General features: G+C 56.4%; 21 protein-coding genes. 8 read left to right on the forward strand and 13 right to left on the reverse strand.

Annotation, left to right across the window (positions count from 1 at the left end; all coding sequences use genetic code 11):
* Window positions 1-29 precede the first annotated feature (29 nt).
* Window positions 30-1,709: an OprO/OprP family phosphate-selective porin gene (locus Abci_RS05900; protein ID WP_048838232.1), complete on the forward strand. Its 1,680-nt coding sequence runs from the start codon at window positions 30-32 to the stop codon at window positions 1,707-1,709.
* Between the two features lie 41 nt (window positions 1,710-1,750).
* On the opposite strand, the gene Abci_RS05905 is transcribed toward Abci_RS05900, so the two are convergent.
* The 4 genes from Abci_RS05905 to Abci_RS05920 form a co-directional block, all read right to left on the reverse strand.
* Window positions 1,751-2,572 (reverse strand): SDR family NAD(P)-dependent oxidoreductase, encoded by an 822-nt coding sequence (locus tag Abci_RS05905; protein WP_048838233.1) that lies wholly within the window; start codon window positions 2,570-2,572, stop codon window positions 1,751-1,753.
* Window positions 2,573-2,648: 76 nt separating this feature from the next.
* The gene (locus Abci_RS05910) at window positions 2,649-3,539 is read right to left on the reverse strand and encodes an S-methyl-5'-thioadenosine phosphorylase (RefSeq protein WP_048838234.1); all 891 of its coding nucleotides are present in this window, start codon (window positions 3,537-3,539) and stop codon (window positions 2,649-2,651) included.
* Window positions 3,526-4,239, reverse strand: coding sequence for a cytochrome c1 (locus Abci_RS05915; protein ID WP_048838330.1), 714 nt, complete (start codon window positions 4,237-4,239; stop codon window positions 3,526-3,528). The genes Abci_RS05910 and Abci_RS05915 overlap by 14 nt, the downstream gene beginning before the upstream one ends.
* Before the next feature lie 104 nt (window positions 4,240-4,343).
* A complete protein-coding gene (locus tag Abci_RS05920) occupies window positions 4,344-5,540 on the reverse strand; it encodes a cytochrome b (protein ID WP_146806792.1) in 1,197 nt (398 codons plus the stop codon).
* Window positions 5,541-5,808: 268 nt separating this feature from the next.
* Between Abci_RS05920 and hemF the strand changes: the two genes are divergently transcribed.
* Together hemF and Abci_RS05930 are read left to right on the forward strand one after the other, a co-directional pair.
* Complete coding sequence (gene hemF, locus Abci_RS05925; RefSeq protein ID WP_048838236.1) at window positions 5,809-6,723, forward strand: oxygen-dependent coproporphyrinogen oxidase; 915 nt, start codon at window positions 5,809-5,811, stop codon at window positions 6,721-6,723.
* A 154-nt stretch (window positions 6,724-6,877) separates the two neighbouring features.
* On the forward strand, window positions 6,878-7,990 hold the full coding sequence (locus Abci_RS05930; RefSeq protein WP_146806790.1) for a hypothetical protein: 1,113 nt from the start codon (window positions 6,878-6,880) through the stop codon (window positions 7,988-7,990).
* Here the strand turns inward: Abci_RS05930 and Abci_RS05935 are convergent.
* The 4 genes from Abci_RS05935 to Abci_RS05950 form a co-directional block, all read right to left on the reverse strand.
* Window positions 7,955-8,569: a Smr/MutS family protein gene (locus tag Abci_RS05935; protein WP_244877595.1), complete on the reverse strand. Its 615-nt coding sequence runs from the start codon at window positions 8,567-8,569 to the stop codon at window positions 7,955-7,957. The genes Abci_RS05930 and Abci_RS05935 overlap by 36 nt on opposite strands.
* A gap of 80 nt (window positions 8,570-8,649) precedes the next feature.
* Window positions 8,650-10,068, reverse strand: a complete 1,419-nt coding sequence (locus tag Abci_RS05940; RefSeq protein ID WP_048838332.1) for a cytochrome-c peroxidase — start codon at window positions 10,066-10,068, stop codon at window positions 8,650-8,652.
* A gap of 125 nt (window positions 10,069-10,193) precedes the next feature.
* Entirely contained in the window at window positions 10,194-11,045 is an 852-nt protein-coding gene (locus tag Abci_RS05945; protein ID WP_048838238.1) for a DNA-methyltransferase, read from the reverse strand.
* On the reverse strand, window positions 11,042-11,722 hold the full coding sequence (locus Abci_RS05950; RefSeq protein WP_048838239.1) for a Tim44/TimA family putative adaptor protein: 681 nt from the start codon (window positions 11,720-11,722) through the stop codon (window positions 11,042-11,044). Before Abci_RS05950 ends, Abci_RS05945 begins: the two co-directional genes overlap by 4 nt.
* Before the next feature lie 176 nt (window positions 11,723-11,898).
* Here Abci_RS05950 and Abci_RS05955 point away from each other — a divergent pair, with 176 nt between their 5' ends.
* Together Abci_RS05955 and secB are read left to right on the forward strand one after the other, a co-directional pair.
* Window positions 11,899-12,417 carry a histidine phosphatase family protein gene (locus tag Abci_RS05955; RefSeq protein ID WP_048838240.1) on the forward strand — a complete coding sequence of 173 codons (519 nt, stop codon included), beginning with the start codon at window positions 11,899-11,901 and terminating at the stop codon, window positions 12,415-12,417.
* A gap of 187 nt (window positions 12,418-12,604) precedes the next feature.
* A complete protein-coding gene (secB, locus tag Abci_RS05960; RefSeq protein WP_048838241.1) occupies window positions 12,605-13,105 on the forward strand; it encodes a protein-export chaperone SecB in 501 nt (166 codons plus the stop codon).
* 81 nt (window positions 13,106-13,186) lie between these two features.
* On the opposite strand, the gene Abci_RS05965 is transcribed toward secB, so the two are convergent.
* Together Abci_RS05965 and hemC are read right to left on the reverse strand one after the other, a co-directional pair.
* A complete protein-coding gene (locus tag Abci_RS05965) occupies window positions 13,187-13,963 on the reverse strand; it encodes a uroporphyrinogen-III synthase (protein WP_084597547.1) in 777 nt (258 codons plus the stop codon).
* Window positions 13,964-13,974: 11 nt separating this feature from the next.
* Window positions 13,975-15,048, reverse strand: a complete 1,074-nt coding sequence (hemC, locus tag Abci_RS05970; RefSeq protein WP_048838242.1) for a hydroxymethylbilane synthase — start codon at window positions 15,046-15,048, stop codon at window positions 13,975-13,977.
* 42 nt (window positions 15,049-15,090) lie between these two features.
* Here hemC and Abci_RS05975 point away from each other — a divergent pair, with 42 nt between their 5' ends.
* The 3 genes from Abci_RS05975 (at window position 15,091) to Abci_RS05985 (ending at window position 17,299) form a co-directional block, all read left to right on the forward strand.
* Window positions 15,091-15,267: a hypothetical protein gene (locus Abci_RS05975; RefSeq protein WP_158319777.1), complete on the forward strand. Its 177-nt coding sequence runs from the start codon at window positions 15,091-15,093 to the stop codon at window positions 15,265-15,267.
* A gap of 64 nt (window positions 15,268-15,331) precedes the next feature.
* On the forward strand, window positions 15,332-16,426 hold the full coding sequence (gene tsaD / locus Abci_RS05980; protein WP_048838334.1) for a tRNA (adenosine(37)-N6)-threonylcarbamoyltransferase complex transferase subunit TsaD: 1,095 nt from the start codon (window positions 15,332-15,334) through the stop codon (window positions 16,424-16,426).
* Between the two features lie 51 nt (window positions 16,427-16,477).
* Entirely contained in the window at window positions 16,478-17,299 is an 822-nt protein-coding gene (locus tag Abci_RS05985) for a 23S rRNA (adenine(2030)-N(6))-methyltransferase RlmJ (protein WP_048838243.1), read from the forward strand.
* A 30-nt stretch (window positions 17,300-17,329) separates the two neighbouring features.
* Here Abci_RS05985 and Abci_RS05990 read toward each other — a convergent pair whose 3' ends face one another.
* From Abci_RS05990 to Abci_RS06000, 3 genes are read right to left on the reverse strand one after another with little or no spacing between them, the layout of a single operon-like run.
* A complete protein-coding gene (locus Abci_RS05990; RefSeq protein WP_048838244.1) occupies window positions 17,330-18,055 on the reverse strand; it encodes a MarC family protein in 726 nt (241 codons plus the stop codon).
* 50 nt (window positions 18,056-18,105) lie between these two features.
* Entirely contained in the window at window positions 18,106-20,166 is a 2,061-nt protein-coding gene (locus Abci_RS05995) for a lysylphosphatidylglycerol synthase domain-containing protein (protein WP_048838245.1), read from the reverse strand.
* Window positions 20,167-20,182: 16 nt separating this feature from the next.
* Window positions 20,183-21,811, reverse strand: a complete 1,629-nt coding sequence (locus Abci_RS06000) for a lysine--tRNA ligase (protein ID WP_048838246.1) — start codon at window positions 21,809-21,811, stop codon at window positions 20,183-20,185.
* Window positions 21,812-21,853: the final 42 nt, after the last annotated feature.

The following is a 21,853-nucleotide window of genomic DNA, read 5'->3' on the forward strand; positions in this document are numbered from 1 at the left end:
CAAACAATAAAGAAAATAAGTTAGCAATCATGACTCTTCGGTGTTTTTCTGCTGCGGCTCAAACCAACACAGTGCGGTCTGCCATACTTATAGTGCCTTTGAGCACTCTAGGGGTTTTACTGCACAGCGCGACTGCCCTTGCTTCAACATCCGATCCGGCAGTGCAAGAGCTGATACGCCTTGTCAAAGTGCAATCCCAGCAAATTCATGAACTCCAGTCACGGCTAGCTAAAGTTGAGAAACACACAACCCATGCCACGGCCACAACGCAAAACACGGTCAAGCCGCCGTCTGTGGCCCGCACGCAGCCTGTTCCGCACACTCTGAAGTCAGGCCCAGTAGAACCAGTAAAATTTGCCGGAGATACACCCTCACCCCAGTTTGCGATGAATAGTGCTGCCTATCCTTTGCTTCCTGCTGCTCCTGGGTCATACGCAGCGGTTTCCAACATGCCGTCCGGGTCTGCCCCTGTCATGGGGGTTGCCTCCCAAATTCCATCGTCCAGTCACAGCACAACAATAGGCGGACTCGTGCTGAAGTGGGGCAAGGGCCTTCCCCAGATTACCACGCCCGACAACGCATACTCCTTCCGACCACGCGGTCGTATTCTTGTTGATTATGGCTCAGCCTTTGGTAGCCGTTTCCCTCAACAAAATGTCTCCCGTACCGTCATGCGAGCAGCCCGCTTAGGCTTTGAAGGCAACGTGCATCAACTGTCATGGGTGCTGGAAGGCGACTACGCTGACAACAAGCTGTCTGTCATGAGCGCCTTCATGACCTGGAGCGACAAGATGGGGGGCCATCTTGTAGAATATTCTCTTGGCAACAAATTTAATGAACGCGGCTTTGACGGCTCCACCGGTTCTGACCAGACCGTGTTTCTGGACCGCGATATTGTGGCCAATGCCATACTGCCTGTTAAAGGTTGGTACGGCATTGGGGGTGCCTTCAAAATCTTTGGTGATAACTGGCACGTTGCAGCACAGATCACAGGAAACGATGTCAACACTGCAAACCTGACCAATAATGTGCGCGACGACCTGACCTACATGCTGCGCTCCCATTATATTCCATGGCGCAATAAGCAGGGCCTTGTACATTTGGGCGCCTGGGGATTTTACGAAGACGTAAAGCCAAGCAGCAGCTTCTCGCAAAACGTACGTTTGCTCGCCCGTACGGATGATGCCTTCAGTCTTCAATTTGGGCCGGTCATGCCTATTGCCAATTCAATGGCAGGCGGGCTGGAAGCTTTTGGCATCTGGCGGTCTGCCTGGGCCTTGAGCGAGTTTGGCGTGCGGCATATCCAGATGCGTGACACAGCAGCTGGCCTGCCTGCCAATACTCCATTCCACGGAGCAGCAGGCACGGAAGAAGCCTTCAGTGCACAGGCTGGTATTTTTCTGACCGGGGAAACACCCAACTACTTTGCGCATACCGGCCAGTGGGCCACCCCCCGCATTTTACACCCAATGACAGATGGTGGCTGGGGCGGCTGGGAAGTTGCTGCAAGGTGGGACTGGATTGATGCCACACATATTCCAACAGGCGGACGTGCCTGGACCGCGACCGTTGGTGTAAACTGGTACTTGCTGAGCTTTGCGCGCCTTATGCTTAACTATACCCATGCAGACGTTACGAATAAAACCGGCAATTACAAGGGTGCCAATAGCGGGAATATTGTAGGCCTGCGCTCTGCCGTTACGTTCTAATATACGACACGGTGTGTAGAAATTGCTGAATGCAAACTTTTCTACACACCAGCCTTATTCTGCCCCGCCAGGTATTTCTTCTTACCCTTAAGGCCTTTTTTCAAAAGAACAGGCAAAATCATACGCCATACGCGCGGCATCATCAGCATGACCTGCGCGAGGATACCATCCGAACTGGGGCAAAAAATTTCTGACTTTGGCCGCTTGAGCAAACGCTCGACAATCGCTGCGATGTCATCGGGTGTAGAGGGCTGCGTCAGAAAATTGAGAACTGAGCCGCCATTATCAATCTCTCTCCGCAGCATTGGCGTGTCCACTGCACCAGGGAAGACGGAAGAGACAGCAATACCACGCGGTTGCAGGTCCTGTGCGAGTGACAGCGCGAACCCGCGCAAGCCAAACTTACTGGCCGTATAAATGCTGCTGCCTTCAAGCGGCACCAACGCCGCCATGGAATTCACAAAGACAATCCGCCCCTCCTTGGGCACAAGCGGCAGCGCCAGCATGGTCAAAAGTATGGGGGCTTCAAGATTAACCGCAAGCTGTGCGGAAACGCCCTGTGTGTCACACGTTCCCATCCGCTGGGGAGTGATCACACCTGCGCAATGCACAACCGCATACAAAGGCACGGACGCCTTGCGCAGGCCTTCCATGGTGCTTTGAATTTCAGCAGGCTTTGACAGGTCACACGCTACGGGTGTGACATGCTGTTGTAGCGGCGTGTCACCCCTCCGGCTGAACGCCAGAACGTGAAGCCCCGCCGCCACAAGACGGTGAATCAGTTTCTCCCCTATGCCGCCTGCTGCACCGGTCAGCAACACGACGGGGCGAACTGGATGAGAGGTTAAATGAGAAAAAGGCATAAGGAGAATAAAACCACCATTCTAAGTGCCCCTAGCAAACACACCTTTTTCTCTCTGTGCAAGGGTTGGGCGTGGATTAAGCGCCCAACACCCGCCCTGCCACGGTTTGCAGTTTGGCAATCAAAGCAGGGTCACGTGCTTCTGGCGCGGTAATAATGGCGTGCTCAAGGGCACGGTCACACCCAGCCTCACACAGCCCACGCTTCTGGCCCAATACGGGAATAACAGCCTTGACCAAAGCTTTGGCGTTGGCGGAGTTGGCCTGCATGGTTTTGACCACGCCTTCTACGGTAACGTTGTCATGCTCTTCGTGCCAGCAATCATAGTCTGTCACCATGGCAACGGTTGCGTAGCAAATCTCGGCTTCCCGTGCCAAAGACGCTTCCGGCATGTTGGTCATGCCAATAACCGAGCATCCCCAGGAGCGGTACAACTCACTTTCCGCGCGGGTTGAGAATTGCGGGCCTTCCATCACCAGATACGTGCCACCACGGGTCGCCTCAAGCCCAAGCGCCTTTGTCTGGGCTTCCAGCACGTCCCCAATACGGGAGCACAGCGGGTCTGCCATGGAAATATGAGCTACGCACCCTGTGTCAAAAAAGCTTTTGTCACGCCAGATCGTACGATCAATAAATTGGTCAATAATCACGAAATGACCGGGCGGCAGTTCTTCCTTCAAAGACCCTACAGCGGAGAGGGACACAATGTCTGTCACGCCGGAAATTTTGAGGGCGGCAATATTGGCTTTGTAGTTCAGCCGGGACGGAGGAATAGGGTGCCCGCGCCCGTGCCGTGGCAGGAACACACAGCGTACCCCGTCCAGACGCCCAAATAACAACTGGTCGGATGGAGCACCCCACGGGGTTTCAACATGCCGCCATTCCTTGTCTTCCAACCCGTCAATATCGTACAGGCCTGATCCGCCTATCAAGCCAATAACAGGTTCAATATTTTCATTTTGCGACATGGGACCAGATTCTCCGCTTCAGGATCACAAGTAGAATGGCGAGAAAACACAGATAAAGCGCCACGCCAACACCCAAGCGGCGTTTGCTGTCTGCATGGGGGGAAGAAACCCATGCCAGAAACGTCGTGACGTCTCGTGCTTCCTGCGCGGCGGTGGCTGCTGTGCCATCCGCATATACCACAGCATTATCACGTAACGGCGGGGGCATGGCGGTCCTGTGCCCTATGGCATAAGGATTATAAAACCCATTAGCATGGATGCCTGGCTTGTCCTGAGGGTCTGCTGCCCCGTACCCTGTCAGGAGTGCCAGTATGCGGTCTGGTCCACCGGGGTAAACGATCGCCACACGGGAGAGATCCGGCGGTACGGCCCCATTGTTGGCCGCACGCGCCGCATCCGGGGACGCATAGGGAGCGGGAAACGCATCCTCAGGCTGCCCTTTCCGCTGGGTACTTTGCCCCGGCTCTCCCGGTCCTGTGGGCACTTTCCATGTTGCAGCCAGCGCCATGACCTGCTCTGAAGAGAGTCCTGCGGCTGCAAGGTCTGAAAAATGCACCGCGCCCAAGCTATGGCAGGCTGCGCACACACCAGCAAAGACAGCATAGCCCCGTTGAACTGCCGCAAGGTCATAATGCCCGAGCGGGCCATTAAATGACCAGTGCTGAACTGGCGCTTTCTCTGGTGTGAGTGAGTGTGCCATGCCCTGCACAGGAACACAGGCCAGTATTCCACATCCCACACTGCGAAAAACAGTCTGCCTGAAGCCTTGCAGACACGTCAGGAGGTCAGCTTTTACACGCCGGATCATAGCTGTGCCTCGGGACGTGCCTGCCGTGCGTGCCATGGTAAAAACCCGAAAAAATAAGCAAAGAACCCAAGGGTAGCGAGACGCCCCACCGTAAGCCAGACACCCGCCACATGGTGGCGCCCAGCAAGCCCGACCAGAATAAAGGACAGCACCAGCACGCTCAAAGCTGCCCCGGCTACAAAACGGCTTACCCACCACGGGGATGTAGCGGCGTGGGATTTGGGGTCAAGCCGCGGCACCAGAAACAGAACCAGCACAGCCCCAGCCGAGACAACAAGCCCGCCAAACTTGGACGGCACAACCTGCAACATGCCGTAAAATGGCAAAAAATACCATGCTGGCTCAATATCCGCCGGAGTGTGAAGCGGGTTTGCTGGGCGGTAGTTTTCCGCTTCACTCACCAGGCCGGGCCAGAAACACATAACCAGCGTAAAAGCGAGCGCCATGAGCACAACGCCCAGCACGTCCTTCACAGTAAAATAGGGATGAAACGACAGTAAGCGCTTTGGATTTTGCCCGCTTAGCCCTGAAGGGCTGCTGCTTCCACGGCCATGCAGAACCGCAACATGCAGCACCACTGCCGCAACAAGAGTGAAGGCCATGGTAAAATGAAGCACAAACATACGGTGTAGTGTTGGCGTGCCCGGAGCATCCCCTCCAAGAAACATGGCCTCCAGAGTGGGGCCAACAAGAGGCACGGCACCAACAGCCTTCCCCGCCACATCGGCCCCCCAGTAAGACATTTGCCCCCACGGCAGCACATAGCCAGCAAAGGCTGTCACCATCACCATAACCAGCACGGCAACGCCGACACCCCACACGCCCCGGCGCGGGGGGGCGTAGGACCGATAGATCAACCCCCGCAAAAGATGACAATACAAAGCGAGCATAAAAAAGCTGGCCCCTGTCATATGCAGGCTACGCAAGAGCCACCCGGAGGGAGCCCGCCGTTCCAGAGCTTCCACAGAACTGAACGCCAGTGTGGCATTGGGGGTGTAGGACAGAGCAAGGCTGAGGCCACTGGCAACCATGAGCGCCAGAACAGCGATCAGCATGGCCCCTACAGTCCACAGAAAAGTAAGATCTCTCGGCATAGGGAAGCGGGCCATATGGGTGGCAAGCCGCGTTGCTATGCCTGCTTCTGCCTGCTGCACCACCTTGCCCTGCTGTTGCTCTAGCACCGTGTCAGACATCCGCTTTCTCACTCTCACTGGCCTCATATCTTTGGGGTTCGGGCGTTTCCCCGCAGATGTCCTGTACACCAAGCCTATGCCGTCCCAAATGCAGGCTAGCCATGCACGCTGCTACCGCCATTGCCATTCTTTGCGCCAACACGCCTTTACAAAATCCGCCCAGCCCGCGATGAACAAGCAAATACTGCACGTATTGCCCAGAAAAAGCACCCCTTGAAGGCAGAATGGGTACTGGCCTTGACTGTACCCCAGAACAGAGAACCCCGGCATGATCCCTACCAAAGTTCACTCCGTTCCCGACCATGTTGCCCTGAAAGCTGAAGCCCGCAGTTGGTTTGAATCCCTCCGGGACAAAATTTGTGCCGCGTTTGAGCAGATTGAACAGGAAGGCGCACAGCAAGGCAGCCCTGTTCTGGCAGGCCATGAGCAACCAAGCCGTTTCGAACGTAAAAGCTGGAACCGGGAAAACGATGATGGCACTGCCGGTGGCGGCGGTGTCATGAGCCTGATGCGCGGCCGGGTGTTTGAAAAAGTGGGCGTCAATGTGTCCACCGTTGAGGGCACCTTCAGCCCGGCTTTTGCTGCCACCATTCCTGGCGCCTCAGAAGACCCTCGGTTTTTTGCAACCGGTATCAGCCTTGTTGCGCATATGTGCAGCCCTTTGGTGCCTGCTGCCCATTTCAACACCCGCATGATTATTACCACGCAGGGCTGGTTTGGCGGCGGTGGGGACATTACCCCCATGTTTCCCGAATCAGCCGAAGCCATTGATGATGCAGCGGCTTTCCATGCCGGATTTGAACAGGCCTGCGCACGCCACAATCCGGAGTATTACCCGCGCTTCAAGGCATGGTGTGACAAGTATTTCTACCTTCCCCATCGCAATGAGCCGCGTGGTCTGGGCGGTATTTTTTATGACCGGTTGGACAGCGGCAATATTGCGCAGGATTTTGCCTTTACAAAAGATGTGGGCCTTGCCTTTTTGGAAACCTACCCGAACATTATCCGCCGCCGCATGATGGAACCGTGGAGTGCGGAGCAGCGCGATGCCCAACTTGTCCGCCGTGGCCGTTATGTGGAGTTTAACCTTTTGCACGATCGTGGCACACTGTTCGGGCTGAAGACGGGTGGCCATACGGAAGCAATTCTGATGAGCATGCCGCCCGAGGTGAAATGGCCATAATTCTGGCCGTGATTTTGCCGTGAACAAGACCTATTTTGTCTTGCTGGCTCGTGTGCCCTGTTGGGACTGATACATGGGCTGGCTTTTGAAGGACAGACCTGAAAAGACCTGTGAGAAGGGCCACACTGTGCCGCGCCGAGAGCCTATGAACCCTATGAACCGACCGACCCTCCTCTCCCGCCGCAAGGTTCTGGGAGGCGCTGTGGCAGGTTTGTGCGCAGTCACAGGCAAGACGGCGCAGGCTCATCAGGATCTTACAGCTGAAAGTGGCCGTCTGATTGTAGCAGGCGTTGCTGACAGCCAGTGTGGACGCTGGGCTGACATTTTGGTTCCCGCGTTGGCGGAAGCTTTGCATGTACCCCCCTTTACCGTGACAACCACCACGGGATGGGATGGTGTAACAGGGGCCAACCTGTTTGATATTCAGCAGGAACAAGCCATACCGCCAGCAGGCCTTATTGTTCCCGGTCGCGCCGTATTGGCGGCCATGTGTGGGGACAGCCGCGTTCATTATGACTATCAACGCTGGGTCCCTACTTTCTTAAGCCATCAACCCATGGTTGCTGTCGGGCGTGCCAGCCTGCACCGCTCCCTATCCAGCATTATCAAAGGCCAGCCGTTACGTGTGGCGGTCTCGACCTATGCCGGAGCAGAACTCCCTACTCTGCTGGCGCTGGATCTTTTGGCCTTACGCCCTTTGCCCGTTCCCGGCTTTGGCACCCCATCCGCTGCGATAGATGCGCTCAGAGCGGGCACGGTAGAAGTCATTCAGCTTCCGTTTGATGGAGAGTATGCTGGCCTTATGGCATCCCTTCAGGAAGATGGGTTTGAGCCTCTTTTTGCCAACGCTCTGCCAAAGGACGTTTTCCAGCATCGCGGTCTGCCGCCCGACTTTACCGCCATTTACACGCAGGAACGCAAGCGTGCCCCGTCCAGTCTGGAATATGACGTATGGAGCGCCACCACGGCCGCCTGCGCCATGAAGGCTGGCGTTATGTTGCCTATCCTTTCCTCCCCCTCTCAGGTCGCACTCTGGCGTCATGCCTGCCAGACGGTTGCCAGCCAGCAAGACCTGCGCTCCCACGCACGGGATGAAAATGAGGTGATGGTCACAGGAAATGCGTGTGCGGCAGCCTATACTCTAATGATGCCAGATGTCAGCGTTCTGATGGCCCTGCGCCGTTGGCTTTCTCTCAACATTCCCAAGTGGCGCGATACCCTCGCGCGCCGGTCAGGCCCGCCTGCGCCGCAGCAAAACCCTAACTGACCCTTTATTGCCCGCATGGGGATAAGTTAATCCTAAAACGCGGTTGCGTATTTCGGGCCGCCCCAACCAGTGGGGTAGCTCCCGCCGCAGGATTCCACCTTCTGCCCCTGTGCCCAGTCCGGTCACAATTTCCACGCATCTCAGGCCCCGCATATGGGCCACATCCATAAACTCCATCAGCCTGCGGAACGCATCCTGTGCCACCATACCATGCAGGTCCAGGCGACGTTGCACCCGCATGCCTCCATCAGAAAATGTGCGCCAGCTATAGTTATCAACGCCTGGATACCGCTTCCCGATAGCATCAGTCGGGTGCGGTTTATGGGTTATCTCAACCATAGGTTTAGGGGGAATAAAAAGCCCCATATCAACTTCGGGCAACGCCCGCGCCTTGCGGGCAAGTCCGCGGGCGAGCTTGGGTTTGGGTGGTGCCGCGGTAACCGTGTTAACGGCGGGGGCCTGCACTGGTGTTGAAGCAGTACCCTCCTCACTTATCGGGTCGTGCAGCGGGGCCACATCACGCATGACGTGGTGCCAGAGCGCCTTTTCTTCTTCCCGTAGCTGACGCCGCCTGACCACCTGCCTGTATCCCCATAAAAAAAGCCCACTCGCTGGTTATACACCTGCGAATGGACTTGGTTTCAAGGCTCAATAAAAACTTACTTAGCCATGTCTGCCAGAGAACGGCCCTGGTATTTACCTGTCAGCGTTTTCAGGAACGCTACAATATCGTTTACGTCCTGATCAGAAATTGCATGATCTGGCGTCTGATAGCGCGCCATTTTCCGCACGGCATCTTCCAACGTGGCGACACTGCCATCATGGAAATACGGGCCGGTCTGGTCAATGTTACGCAGGGTTGGCACAACAAAGCGCTCACGGTCTTCATCTTTGTGGGTCACGTCATAGCGGCCTGTATCTGCTGCTGTCAGCTTGCCACCACGGTCCTTGAAGTAGTCTGACTCAAGGCCCATCGCTTCATACGCGCCGCCACCCAGAGCAATACCGCTATGGCAGCCAGAGCAGCCAATGCTCTTGAACCGGTCGTAACCACGCTTAGCTTGGTCACTGATGGCAGACGCATTCCCTTTCAGGTAATCATCAAACGGGCTGTCGGGTGTCAGCAGCGTTTTTTCAAACTCTGCAATCGCTGTTGTAATGGTGTTCTGGTCCACGCTGGCATTGGGCCCAAAGGCCGCCTGAAACAAGGGTGTATATTCCGGGTTAGCCCGCAATTTCTCCGCAACGGCTACCCAGTCATGTGAGCCCATTTCCACAGGGTTCATAACGGGTCCGGCTGCCTGTGCTGCCAGATCATCCGCACGACCATTCCAGAACTGTGCCATTTTAAAGTAGGCATCATACACGGTTGGCACGTTGATCGGGCCTTTCTGGCCCCCAATGCCTGTAGCTGTTACCAGATGGTCAACGCCACCGTGGTTCAGGTCATGACAACTGGCGCAATTGAGCGCACCATCACCAGACAGGCTTTTATCAAAAAACAACTGGCGGCCCAGCGCCACTTTAGCGGCATCAACCGGTATGCTGGCTGGTACCGGGCGCACAGGTTCTGCTGCAAACTTATCCGCAGCCCCGGTGTTCGCATAATATTTACGCCGTGTTTCCTCAACCCAATGCAGCACGGACTGGCGCTCACCATCAGACAGGTGCGCATGCCAGTGCATGAGCAGATACATGGTGGGCGGCATACGGTTTTGGGTAATCACTTCCTCAATACGGGACAGTTGTTCTTCCGTAGGCGGCTTACCCTGATCAAACGCAGCCAGTACCGGCTCAACCCGGAAATGGCGCAAACCTTCGTGCAGGTCTTTTTCCATCAACTGGTTTGCCAGAGGGAGCTTGAAGTAAAATGGCAGGTCACGGCCAACAGCATGACAGTAGTCACACCGTGCTTCAGCCAACACATTGTAGGCTGCCAGAGCCACAGGATCCTGTTTTGTAGGAGATGTGGCAGGTAGTTGAGGTGCCGTACTGTGATCAAAATGCGTCAAAAACGCAACTGTTCCACCATAAGCCAGAACACCTGCCCCTATTAAAGAGGCTATAACTCTACGCAATACACACACTCCCAGTCATTCTTGAAAAGCTATTGTAAGCTTTTATTCGCTCTGGTCTGGGTTGTGTTTGATACACATCAAACTGTCAAATAGATTATTTTCGTTAAAACCATTAATAAAATCGATTACTGATCGGTTTTATCCAACCAGTCCTCCACAAGGCGCCTGCGCGCTATGGCCACATAGTCCTCATCAATATCAATCCCAACGCCAGAGCAGCCCATGCGCTGTGCTGCCAGCAACGTCGTGCCTGTGCCCATAAACGGATCTAAAACCTTGGCTTTTTTCCTGCCATGCAACCGGATGCACTGTTCAGGGAGCGCAACCGGAAACGTGCCCGGATGATCGAATTTCTCGGAGCGCCCGCGCACAGTCTCGTAGGGTATAAACCAGGTATCGCCTCGGCAGCGCCGGTCCTGCCTGTGGCCCCGCCGGGCGATATTTGACTTGTCCTGATACGGCACCCCAGCATTCAGCCGATCCAGCAGCACGTCACCATCCAGCGTAAAATGCAGAAGGTGCTCGTGCCCACGGTGCAGGTAGCGCTGGCTGTTCATGGGCTTGAAGTGCCCAAAGCTCTCCTCACCCACAGAAATGGATTTGACCCACGTAATGTGGTTTTGCAGCACAAACAGCTCCCGCATCCGCACAACAAGTTCAAACGGCAGCCAAGGTTGAGCAGATGAGCCGGAAATATTCAGGAAAAAAGACCCGTCTGGCCGCATGACGCGCCGCAGGCTTGCGGCAACCTCCATCATCCAGTCCAGATAATCTTCTTCCTCACGCCGGTCTGCGTAAGTGCGGTAAGAAAGGCCTATGTTGTAAGGCGGAGACGTTACAATAACATCTATCGTCTCCGCAGGCATACGCTGCAAAACGCGTAAGCAGTCGCCCCTTACCAGATGTTGCTGCCCGACTTTATAACGCCGGGACTGCTTTGGTAAAACAGAGGCCTTTGAAACGCCGGCAGATGTCACGCACTACGCGCCGATGCCAGACGCCAGATGCTGCCAGATGCGCCCAGCAGGCGTTCAAAAATCCAGAGATCAGAAAACTCTGTAACGGCATCCATGCCGGTAACCGGCTGGTTTTCAGCATTCAGCACCAGACTGATCTGGTCAGAGACAATCCGAACCTCAATGGTGGCACCCACGCCCACAGCCAGTGGGGTGAGGTGAACATCTTCAATGCTTAATGACCGAATCGCCTTGATATCCGTGCGCTGCGTTTCTCCCGCAGCGTTGCGGGCGGTAATGGCTGCTTCAAAGGACTCATACACCGCAGGGGTCAGGCGTGCTTTCAGTGTGACAAGATCGCCCTCCGCATAGGCTTTGACCACCTGCGCAAAAACAGTCTGCGCTCCGGTCAAAAACTGCTGCGGCGTAAAACTGGCATCCTTTTCACGCACCTGTAGAAGCAACTGCCCGACACGCGTGCCGGGAGCTGGAATGTTGAAATCAACATTCTGCTCTGCTGCTTCAGCTTTGGCATCAACACTCTTTCCCATCCCGGCAGCTTTTGCGGGCACAGGCATGGAGAGCGGCTGAATACCAACGCGGCGGCCCAGAACACTGCGTAAACGCAGCACCAGAAAGGCAGCCACAAGAGCAAAGAGAATAAGATCGACCGGAAAGTGGCCGAAAGAAAAATCCATAGTTCACACGTCCATTGTTGATGCGCCCGCCCGCAGGCAGAGAACACTCAGGAACTGGGCTTCCCCTAACACATAGAGAAGCCACCCGCCCGATACAATGACCGGACCCCTTTTGGCAGGCCTCTTAACAGCAATAGCCTTGCGGAAAAGCCCTTCTTTTTCCTATCTGCTAAACCATGATTATTTTGCGACACTGCGAGAGCGAATTCAACCGGCTCTACAATCAGACCGGTCGGGACCCCAATCTGGCAGACCCCAGCCTGTCCGCCACAGGCAAAACCCATGCGGATCAACTGGTTTCTGCTCTTGGGCATCTGCCCATCACGCGTATTCTGGTCTCCCCCTTTACACGCGCATTGCAAACCGCCACCCCGCTGGCACGTGCCCTGAATATTACACCAGAAATTTCCCCCCTGCTGCGGGAGCGCGGCCTTTATTCCTGTGATATTGGAACACCCCCTAACACCCTTGCCTGGGCTTGGCCGCACCTCGATTTTGCGGAACTGGATGCCACATGGTGGTCCCCCCAGCCAGAAAGTGACCAGCATATGCAGAAGCGTGTTCAGCTTTTTCGGCAATTTATGGCCACACAACCCGATGCTGACCAAACCCTTGTGGTTTCCCACTGGTGGTTTTTGCTAGGGCTTTGTGGCGACAGTCTGGAGAATGGGGACTGGCGACATTACAGCCTGTAAACACTTGTTTTGGTTTGTCCTGCCGCCCCAAAAAGCAAACTTTTTTTAACGCGGCCCCCTTGCGGATCCACACCGGACGTGTCCTGTATTGCGGCACGCTCAAGCCTTGCTGTATGCAGGAGGCCAGAGCATAAAATAACGTGCCGCCTAATTTTCAGTACGACCTGACAAGAAAGCTGTTTTTTCCATGTCCGAAACTGACCAGTCCACCCTGCCGCCAGCTCTTCCGCTTGCTGTAAACTTGCAATACACGCGGGATCTGTCTTTTGAAGTACCAGGTGGGGCAGAAATCTTTGCAACCCTGCGCTCTCAGCCGACAATCTCCGTCAATATTGATGTGCAGGCCAGCCGCTTGCAGGATGATCAGTCCGTGTATGAAGTGACACTGGCGATTAAGGCAGAAGCCAAAGAAGCCCCTGAAACAGAAGGTGGCACACCTGGCCGTACCGTGTTTATTGCTGAACTGGCTTACGGTGCCGTGGTCACACTGACCAACCCGCCGCAGGAACTGATTGAACCGATGCTGCTGGTTGAAGTGCCGCGTCTGATCTTCCCATACGCACGTAACATCATCAGTGATGTCACCCGCGATGGCGGCTTCCCGCCCATCGTGTTGCAGCCGATTGACTTTGTCGCTCTGTGGCAGGCCAAACGCGCTGAATTCCCGCAGACGGCAGGCAACGCTTGATTTCTTAAACCTGAACAGGGTGCTCGCGCACCCTGCCATGGTTTTTAAACGGCTCTCTGGCAACGCCAGACGGGCCGTTTTTTATGGAGAAGACCCAAGCAGCGACAACAGGGACGCCGCGTTTGGCTCCGGTGCAACCCGCACGGTACGCCAACCCGCTTTGAAGAGAACCTCTTTGGTTGCGTCAGACATCACAACCCCAATTGTACTGGCCGCAGCAGGCCATACAGGCCGTGGCAACGCACTTAACCAGCCTTTGGCGCTTGCAGCAGAAAAAAACAGGCTATAGCCAATTCTGCCTTCTTCCAGAGCCTGCTGAATGGTCGGGCTTATTTTTTTGACGGGTCGTGTTGAGTAGGCCACGCGGCGGAATACCGTGAACCCTTTTGCACGGAGATGATGTGCAAAAGGCTCCCCCTGCCCAGACCCAGACAGCAACAATAAGGCCCCCTGCTCAGGCCGACGCTGCTGCACAAGCAGGTCACTCAGTGCAGAGGCATCGCCTTGAGCACTATAAACCACACTAAACCCCGCAGCATGAGCTCGGCGGGCTGTACGGTCCCCCACGGCAAAAACTGGTACAGAATGGTCTACACTGGTGCTGGCACATGGCACGGCCTGACCGCTGGTCAGCACAACAGCGCTCACCCCTGCTGGCAGCTCAGGCAGATAGTAGGGCCTGACCACAAGTGCTGGAGACGCAAAAGGCTGCCACCCGGCGTCAAGAAGTGCGGCAACTGTTTCCGACAGGCCGGGTTCAGGGCGTGTAACTAACACGCCCGAGGCTGGCTGAACGCAGCCCTGTTGCTGGTGACTTTCACCGCCGCTCTGGTGCCGATCAGGCAGTGAGTCGCCCATTTTGTCCTTCTTCAGTCGCCCTCAAAAATATCTGCCGGGCTATCGGTTCGCAGGCTTTTACCAAGTTCGTGACCAAGGCGATGTGCATCCGCAGGCGCACCACTAATGGCACGCTTGAGCAGGAAAGACCCGTCCTCCCGCGCCACAAGCCCTGTCAGGTGAAGCTCCGGCTCTTCCCCAGCAACAACTGGAATAAGCTGGGCATACCCACCAATGGGTGTTCTGCAGGACCCATCCAGCTCTGCCAGAAGGGCGCGCTCTGCTGTTGCAACCGCGCGGGCCTCATAATCCTCAATAGCGGAGAGGAGTTCGCGCAGTTCCACGTCATCTTCACGGACGGTAACACCTACAATTCCCTGCCCGGCTGCTGGCACCATCAGCGTGGGGTCAAGCACAATATCCGCCCGCTCTGCCATACCAAGTCGCTTGAGCCCTGCCAGTGCCAGCAAGGTTGCATCACACTGCCGCCCCGCCAGTTTGTCGATTCGGGTCTGAACGTTCCCGCGCAGGAGGCCAAATTGCAGGTCAGGCCGCACATGAAGCATCTGAGCCTGACGGCGCACGGACGAGCACCCCACAACGGCCCCATGTGGCAACGCTGAATACGGGTCATCCGGGTCAGTCATAGCCAAATCTGGCCCCAGTATCAGGGCATCCCGTGCATCTTCACGCTTCAGGGTGCAGGCCAGCACCAGGCCGGGGGGTAGATCGGTCTCAAGGTCCTTCAGGCTGTGGACGGCAAAATCTATCCGCCCGTCAGCCAGAGCCTCATGAATTTCCTTGGCGAACAGACCCTTGCCGCCAATATCTGCCAGACGTCTATCCTGCACCTGATCCCCAGTGGTATTGATCTGGTGCTCCTGAAACGCCCCCATATCGCGCAAGACTGGGCAAAAGCGCGTCAGCATGGTCAGGAAGGCGCGTGTCTGAACCAACGCAAGCGGAGAGCCGCGCGTCCCGACACGAAGGGGCAGATGACGGCGGGTAGAATGCCCGGCTGTCTTTTTCTGGCGGGCCGCCGCCTCTGCCGCAATTTTTTGCAGCGCAGGAGAGATGGCGGGTGAGGAAGGGTAGGCTGAGTCCATAAGGTGTGTCTATTACCGGGAATGATGAAAGGACAAGCAGCCATGATGCCCGGCAGGTCTGAAAACTTTGCGCCCCCGGTGGCCACGCCGCCCCGCTGCGCGCCATTTCGTACCCGCAACACTTCGGCAGGGTCTTATACGGCAGATTTACAGACTGCGGGAGAGCGGTTGACGCAATACCACGCCATCCCCCCATTTTCAGATTTCCCTCCGGCCTGATATGCCACCTGTCAAACCCTTACAAACCGCAGAAAAACGCGCTTCAACCACAGGTACCCACTCTATGTTGTCCACCCCTTCCTCTGTTCTGCCCGGCCCTGTTCTGGCCATAGAGTCATCCTGTGATGAAACCGCCTGTGCGATTCTCTCTTCCGATGGCACCTGTCTGGCTCAACGTGTCGTGTCTCAGGATGGCCATGCAGATTTTGGAGGGGTGGTGCCAGAAATTGCCGCCCGTGCCCATTTGGCATTATTGCCGGGACTCGTGCGGGCTACCCTTGCAGATGCACAACTGACAGCCAACGACATCGGGTTTGTGGCCTCCACCACCGGGCCGGGGCTTATAGGCGGCCTTATTGTTGGCAGCGGCTTTGGCAAAGGTCTGGCGCTGGCGCTTGGCAAACCCTTTGTCGCCGTGAACCACGTGGAAGCACATGCTCTCACAGCCCGTATTCCCGGTCTGGTGCCCGGTGGGGCTCCCTTCCCTTACCTGTTGCTGCTGGTGTCCGGCGGGCATTGCCAGTGTATTGCTGTGGAAGGGGTTGGTCAGTACCGCAAACTTGGCGGAACCATTGACGATGCGGCTGGCGAGGCCTTTGACAAGGTCGCAAAAATGCTGGGCCTTGGCTGGCCCGGTGGCCCCGCGCTGGAAAAACTGGCACGGGACGGCAACCCGAAGACTATTCCCCTCCCTCGCCCTCTGTTGGGCCGGGAAGGATGTGATTTTTCTTTTTCAGGCCTAAAGACTGCTCTGTCTCAAAAGCTGGCACCGTTTGGGCAAAGCCCTTTGCCACGGCAGTTTGCTGCTGATCTTGCTGCATCGTTCCAACAGGCTGTGGCCGATGTTGTGGCAGACCGTATAACCCATGCCTTACGCATGATGCCCGATGCAGGCCTGTTGGTGTGCGCTGGAGGTGTTGCCGCAAACTCCGTACTGCGCGCACGGCTTGAAACCGTAGCGGAACAGCATGGCATACGGTTCGCGGCCCCACCCTTGAAGCTCTGTACGGATAATGCCGTCATGGTTGGCTGGGCAGCACTGGAAACCTGTCAGGAAGCGGCCAGACGCGGCTTGCCTCAGCCTGATGACACCGCCACACGCCCACGCCCGCGCTGGCCGCTTGATGAGATGGCGCATCGCTTTGCGGCCACCCTTTAGCGCTACTATTCTGATACATCCCCTTTATCTAACCGTCACGAGGCCGCCCACTTGAATTACCGCCACGCCTACCATGCAGGTAACTTTGCTGATTGCATGAAACACGCCCTGCTTGTCTCCCTCCTAAGCAGCTTTTTACGCAAGCCTTCTCCGTTTGTGGTGCTGGACACCCACGCGGGCATTGGCCGTTATGATCTGGAAGGAACAGAAGCCGAGAAAACGCAGGAATGGCGGAGCGGTATTGGCCTGTTGGAACAGGAAGGCCCGGAAAGCCCTCTGGCACCATGGCTGGAGCTGGTTAAAAAAGCTGGCCTGCCGCACCGCTACCCCGGTTCTCCCATGCTGGCCTCTTTCATGCTGCGTCCGCAGGACCAGCTTATATGCTGTGAGAAGCACCCGGAGGATAAACGTGTTCTCTATGGGCTGTTTACCCGCACGCCCAATGTTTTTGTGCATGAACGGGATGGCTATGAGGCGCTCCGCGCTCTCCTGCCCCCCAAAGATGCAAAACGTGGCCTTGTGTTGATTGATCCACCATTTGAGCAGACAGACGAATTCAAGCGTCTGGTAGAAGCGGTGCAAACCATCCGCACCCGTTTTCCCACCGGGGTCATCGCAATCTGGTACCCCATCAAGCACAGAACGCCTGTGCGCACGTTTCTCACCGCGCTTCAGGACGCCGGGGTGCGCGACATGCTGACAGCGGAACTGCTGATGGCTCCCCCGACTGACCCTGACCGCCTCAATGGCTCAGGCTTACTGGTTATCAAGCCGCCATTTGGTTTTGCAGAACAAGCCGAGGCCCAACTGGCCCGGTTAAAAACCGTGCTTGGAGCACACGATTATAGCGTGACGCAGATCAGCCCGGAATAAGTAACTCCTCCCGCTTATGGCGGGAGGACTTCAAACGGCCTTCATGGCCAACCAGATCTGGACAGCAAAGCCCTGCACACCTGCAGCCAGAATTTGTACGCCAATGCACAACAGAACGAGGGCAGCCATACGGCTTACAATCCGTGTGCCTGTGACCCCAAGCAGAGACACCAGCTTTTCTGACCAGGAATAGGCGGCCCACACCACCAGCACGACAGCAACCGCCGCCAGCGTGACCCCAAATTCGTAGGGCAGAAAAGGCTGCCCCGGCGGGCAGCCTGACCCCAGCGCAATAGCCACGGCAATGGTACCTGGCCCCACAGTAAACGGCATTGCAAGCGGGAAAAATGCCGAGTCCGACCAGTTGGGGGACATAACGGTCTTTCCGCCCTGCAAAGCCTGCTTTTCCTTTTTGGCTTCCATGGTTTCCGGGCTTTGCAGCAGGTTCCAAGCCCGTACCGCCACAACCAGACCACCCGCCACGCGCAGCGCACTGACGGTAATACCAAAAAAGACAAGAACCTTGCCGCCCAGCCAGATAGAGATCAGCACGATCATAAAAGAATAAAAGGCAACCAGCTTGCTCAGCGCCATAATTTCGCGCTGGGAACGCCCTGTTGTGGCCTGCGCAAAAATAAGCGATGCCCCAAACGGATTTACAATGGAAAACAAGGCCGGAAAGGCCAGCAGGAACGCGGTTGTTGCTGCGGGCACAGCGCCCCCCTGCAAAAACGGAACCGTAAGAGCTGCTGACATAGCCTAACCCGACACTCAAGGCCCACGCAGGAAGCCTGATTTAAAAGAATTTACAATGCAGAAATGGGTGGCTCTGCATCCGCGCCCTTATAGGAGGCCACAAAGCGGGAGGCGAGTGCAATATCGTCCGCCGGATAACAGAACTGCAAACCGTTGCTATTTTCCAACGGCCAGACGTTCAGGCCTATATCATCATAAATGCGCAAAAACGGTGTTCCCACTTTCCAGAAAGCGGGTTTAACGCCTTCCTGCAACGCAAGATCCCGCAAACGCCAGATGGCAGATACGCTGTCATCCTCCGCGCCCGCAGGGTCACCCAGCCCCACCAAAAATCCTTCCCGGCGGAAAACAGGAATCACTGCCTCGCCGCCCTCACCTGTCACATAACCATCCGGCGTCATGGACGCGATATCCGGCAGGGCATGGTCCAATGTCAGATAGTGCTTTTGTGCGGCTGCATCCCAAGGTTTTACCCGCACTCGGCCTGGCAGCATAAGCCTGCTCACAACCAGCAGAAAAAACGCTACGGAGAGCGCAACCGTCCATCGGGCTGCGCCGGATGCGGGCAGAATGAACACCATCTCCCACCAACTTCCTGCTCCGTGGCGGGACGCCAGTGCAAAAATGCACCCGAACAGGAGAAGCAAGCAAAGCAGTGTGGAGGTTGAAAGCGGCTCACTCAGCAAGCGGGCGCGCCGGTAATAGCAGGAGCGGAATGGTGCTATCAGAAAAGCAGACAGCGCCAGCACTACAGGCACCAGAACAGTGTTGCCGCGCACAAAGGTAATGACGGCCGCAATAACCAACAGGCCCAAGGTAGCCCGCCATGCCAGCGTGACACGCTGTGAAAGACCAATGGCCAGGCCAATCAGCCCCACACCCATAACTGAAAGCAGATAGGTGCCTATGGTGCCCAGCCATGTGGCACTTGCTGTATTCACCACCCCATATTTGGCAACGGGATCCAGCAACACCAGACAGATGAGCATGATGCCACATAGCGCGACCGTACCTGTGGCAACAGCTACGGAGAATCCCGCTTCGCTATCTCTCACAAGCTGGCTGGGGCGGACCCGCCGCGGTGCCGCAGGCTTGGCCATACGGCTTTCTTTTTTGGCCGCAAGGGCATCGTCCCCGCGCAGGAACAACTCATGCCCGGCAAACATAATACCCGCCATAAACAGCGGAATAATATAGTAAAACAGGCGGAAAATGAGCACCACGCCCATGATCTGTGGTGCAGGCATATACGGGCCCAGCGCCAACAGCATGGCACCATCAAACACGCCAAGCCCACCGGGTACGCTTGCCACAAGTCCGGCTGTGTAGGAGGCAATATAAATTGCCAGAAACGAGCCGTAGTCAATCTGCACCCCTGCGGGAAGCAACACATACGCAATGGCTGCCGTAGCTGCCACATCCGCCGCAGCAACAGTTGTCTGCAAGACCGCCATGATGGGGGATGGCAGGTCAATGGTATGCTGCCGCACCGTCAGATGCCGCATTTTGAAGGTCAGGCCAATATAAGCCAGGACCGCAAGCCACAGCGCGATGCCAACCCCGGCAAGCACGCTGGCGGGCACATGCGCCCCGGCCATGGGAATAACCGAAGGCTCCCACACCAGCACGCCGCCGATAAGAACAGCAGCGCCAAGCAGATAGGTGGCAGAGCAAAACGCAATAATCTGGGCAATGCAGAAAGAACTGACACCCCAGTTGCGGTAAAGCCTGTACCGCACAGCAGCACCGGAAACCGCTGAAAACCCAAGATTGTGGGACAGCACGTAGGAGCAAAAAGCCGCAAAGGCCGTTCGGCCAAAGGACAGATGCCCATACCCGACCTGCACAACGGCAAGGCGGTCATAAAACGACAGAATAAAGTAGGACAGAAAGGTACACGCCACCCCAAGCCCAAGCTTCCAGCCCGGTATAGCCTCCATGGCCATACGGATGTCCGCAAGGCGCAGGTGCCGTAATTCATGTTGAACTACGGCTATGGCCGCCACCATCAGCAGCAAGCCAAGTAGATGCGGCAGGTGCTTGAGCCACCGCTTCCACCCCTGTGGCTTAGGCTTGGATCCCTGCGGAGCAGATGGCGTGTTATCTACCATTCAACCCGTGGTCCGCTCAGGCCTGCTGGTCACGCAGAAGGGCGGCTTCAATCAGGGCAACCGTCTCTGCCACCCCATACAGCGCAACAAACCCACCAAAGCGCGGGCCTTCCTTCTGGCCTAACAGCACTTCATACAAGCAGCCAAACCAGCTTCTCAGTGGCTCAAACTCGTGCCGCTTACCAATCTCGAAGACCAGATTTTGAAGTGTTGAAGCATCCGCTGCCTCTCCCTCATAGCCACGGAGGGCGTCAGCAAGATCAACCAGTGCTGCACGTTCCTTCTCACTTGGAGAGCGGAATGTTTTGGCAGGGCGTACAAAGTCTGCGTAGTAGGCAATGGCGTGACGGGCCAGGCCTGCAAGCATGGGGTGTGTTTCAGGTGAAACATCCGCATCGTACCGACGAATGAAGCCCCAGAGCACTTCTGGCGTTTCCGCATTGGCCACGCTGGCAAGATTTAACAGCATACCAAAGGATATAGGTGAGCCTGCGTTCTCTTCAATCTCGCCCTTGGTGATGAACCATGCCGGATTAGCCCGCAGATCCACACCCTTGGGGTCTGTTGCCTGAAGAGGTTTGGCCTTTTCAAGGTGGGTCAGGTAGTCATCCGCTGTTTTGGGAATGACATCAAAATACAGCCGTTTCGCCCGCTGTGGCTGGTTAAACATGAATTGCCCAAGGCTTTCCTGCGGGGCATAGCGGAGCCATTCCTCCACCGACAGGCCATTTCCCTTGGATTTGGAAATTTTTTGGCCCTGCTCGTCCAGAAACAGTTCGTATGTCAGACCGGCAGGCGGCTCTCCGCCCAGAATGCGGCAAATTTTTCCTGAGAGACGCACGCTGTCAATCAGGTCTTTGCCGGACATTTCGTAGTCGACCCCCAGAGCATACCAGCGCATAGCCCAGTCGGCCTTCCACTGCATTTTGGCATGGCCACCCGTTACCGGTGTCTCAAACACTTCGCCGGTGGCAGGGTCTGTCCAGCGTACGGTTCCGGCTTCCGCATCCACGGCATCCATCTTCACCTGCATGACCTCACCCGTGCGGGGGTGAAGCGGCAGAACAGGTGAGTAGGTCGCACGGCGGTCCGGCCCAAGCGTGGGCGCTATAACGCCCACCACTTCCTCATGCACTTCCAGCACGCGTTTCAGTGCGGCATCAAAGCGGCCGCCCGTATAATACGCTGTGGAGGACGCGAACTCGTAATCAAAGCCAAAACTATCGAGAAAGCTGCACAGGCGAGCGTTGTTATGGGCAGCAAAGGAGTCGTGAGTGCCAAATGGGTCCGGCACACGGGAGAGCGGCTGGCCAATAAATTTTTCCAGCATGTCCCGGTTGGGCACGTTATCTGGCACTTTGCGCAGGGCATCCATGTCATCCGAAAACGCCAGCAACCGCGAGGGGCGGCCTGTCAGCGCCGTATAGGCCTGACGCACCCAAGATGTCCGTGCAACCTCGCCGAACGTGCCAATATGCGGCAGGCCGGATGGACCGTAACCTGTCTCAAGCAACGCTGGGCGTGCATCCTCATCTGCCCCGGCTTTGGCCGTACGGGCATCAACATGGGTGGCTAATTTGCGCGCCTCCTCAAAAGGCCAGGCGCGCGGAAGGGTGGGTTCGGGTGCTGTACGGCTATCTGACATGCGCGGAAGCTATGAACTGGACCGCGCTTGGTCAATCTAAAA

Source organism: Acetobacter cibinongensis, from assembly GCF_000963925.1.
GTDB lineage: Bacteria > Pseudomonadota > Alphaproteobacteria > Acetobacterales > Acetobacteraceae > Acetobacter > Acetobacter cibinongensis.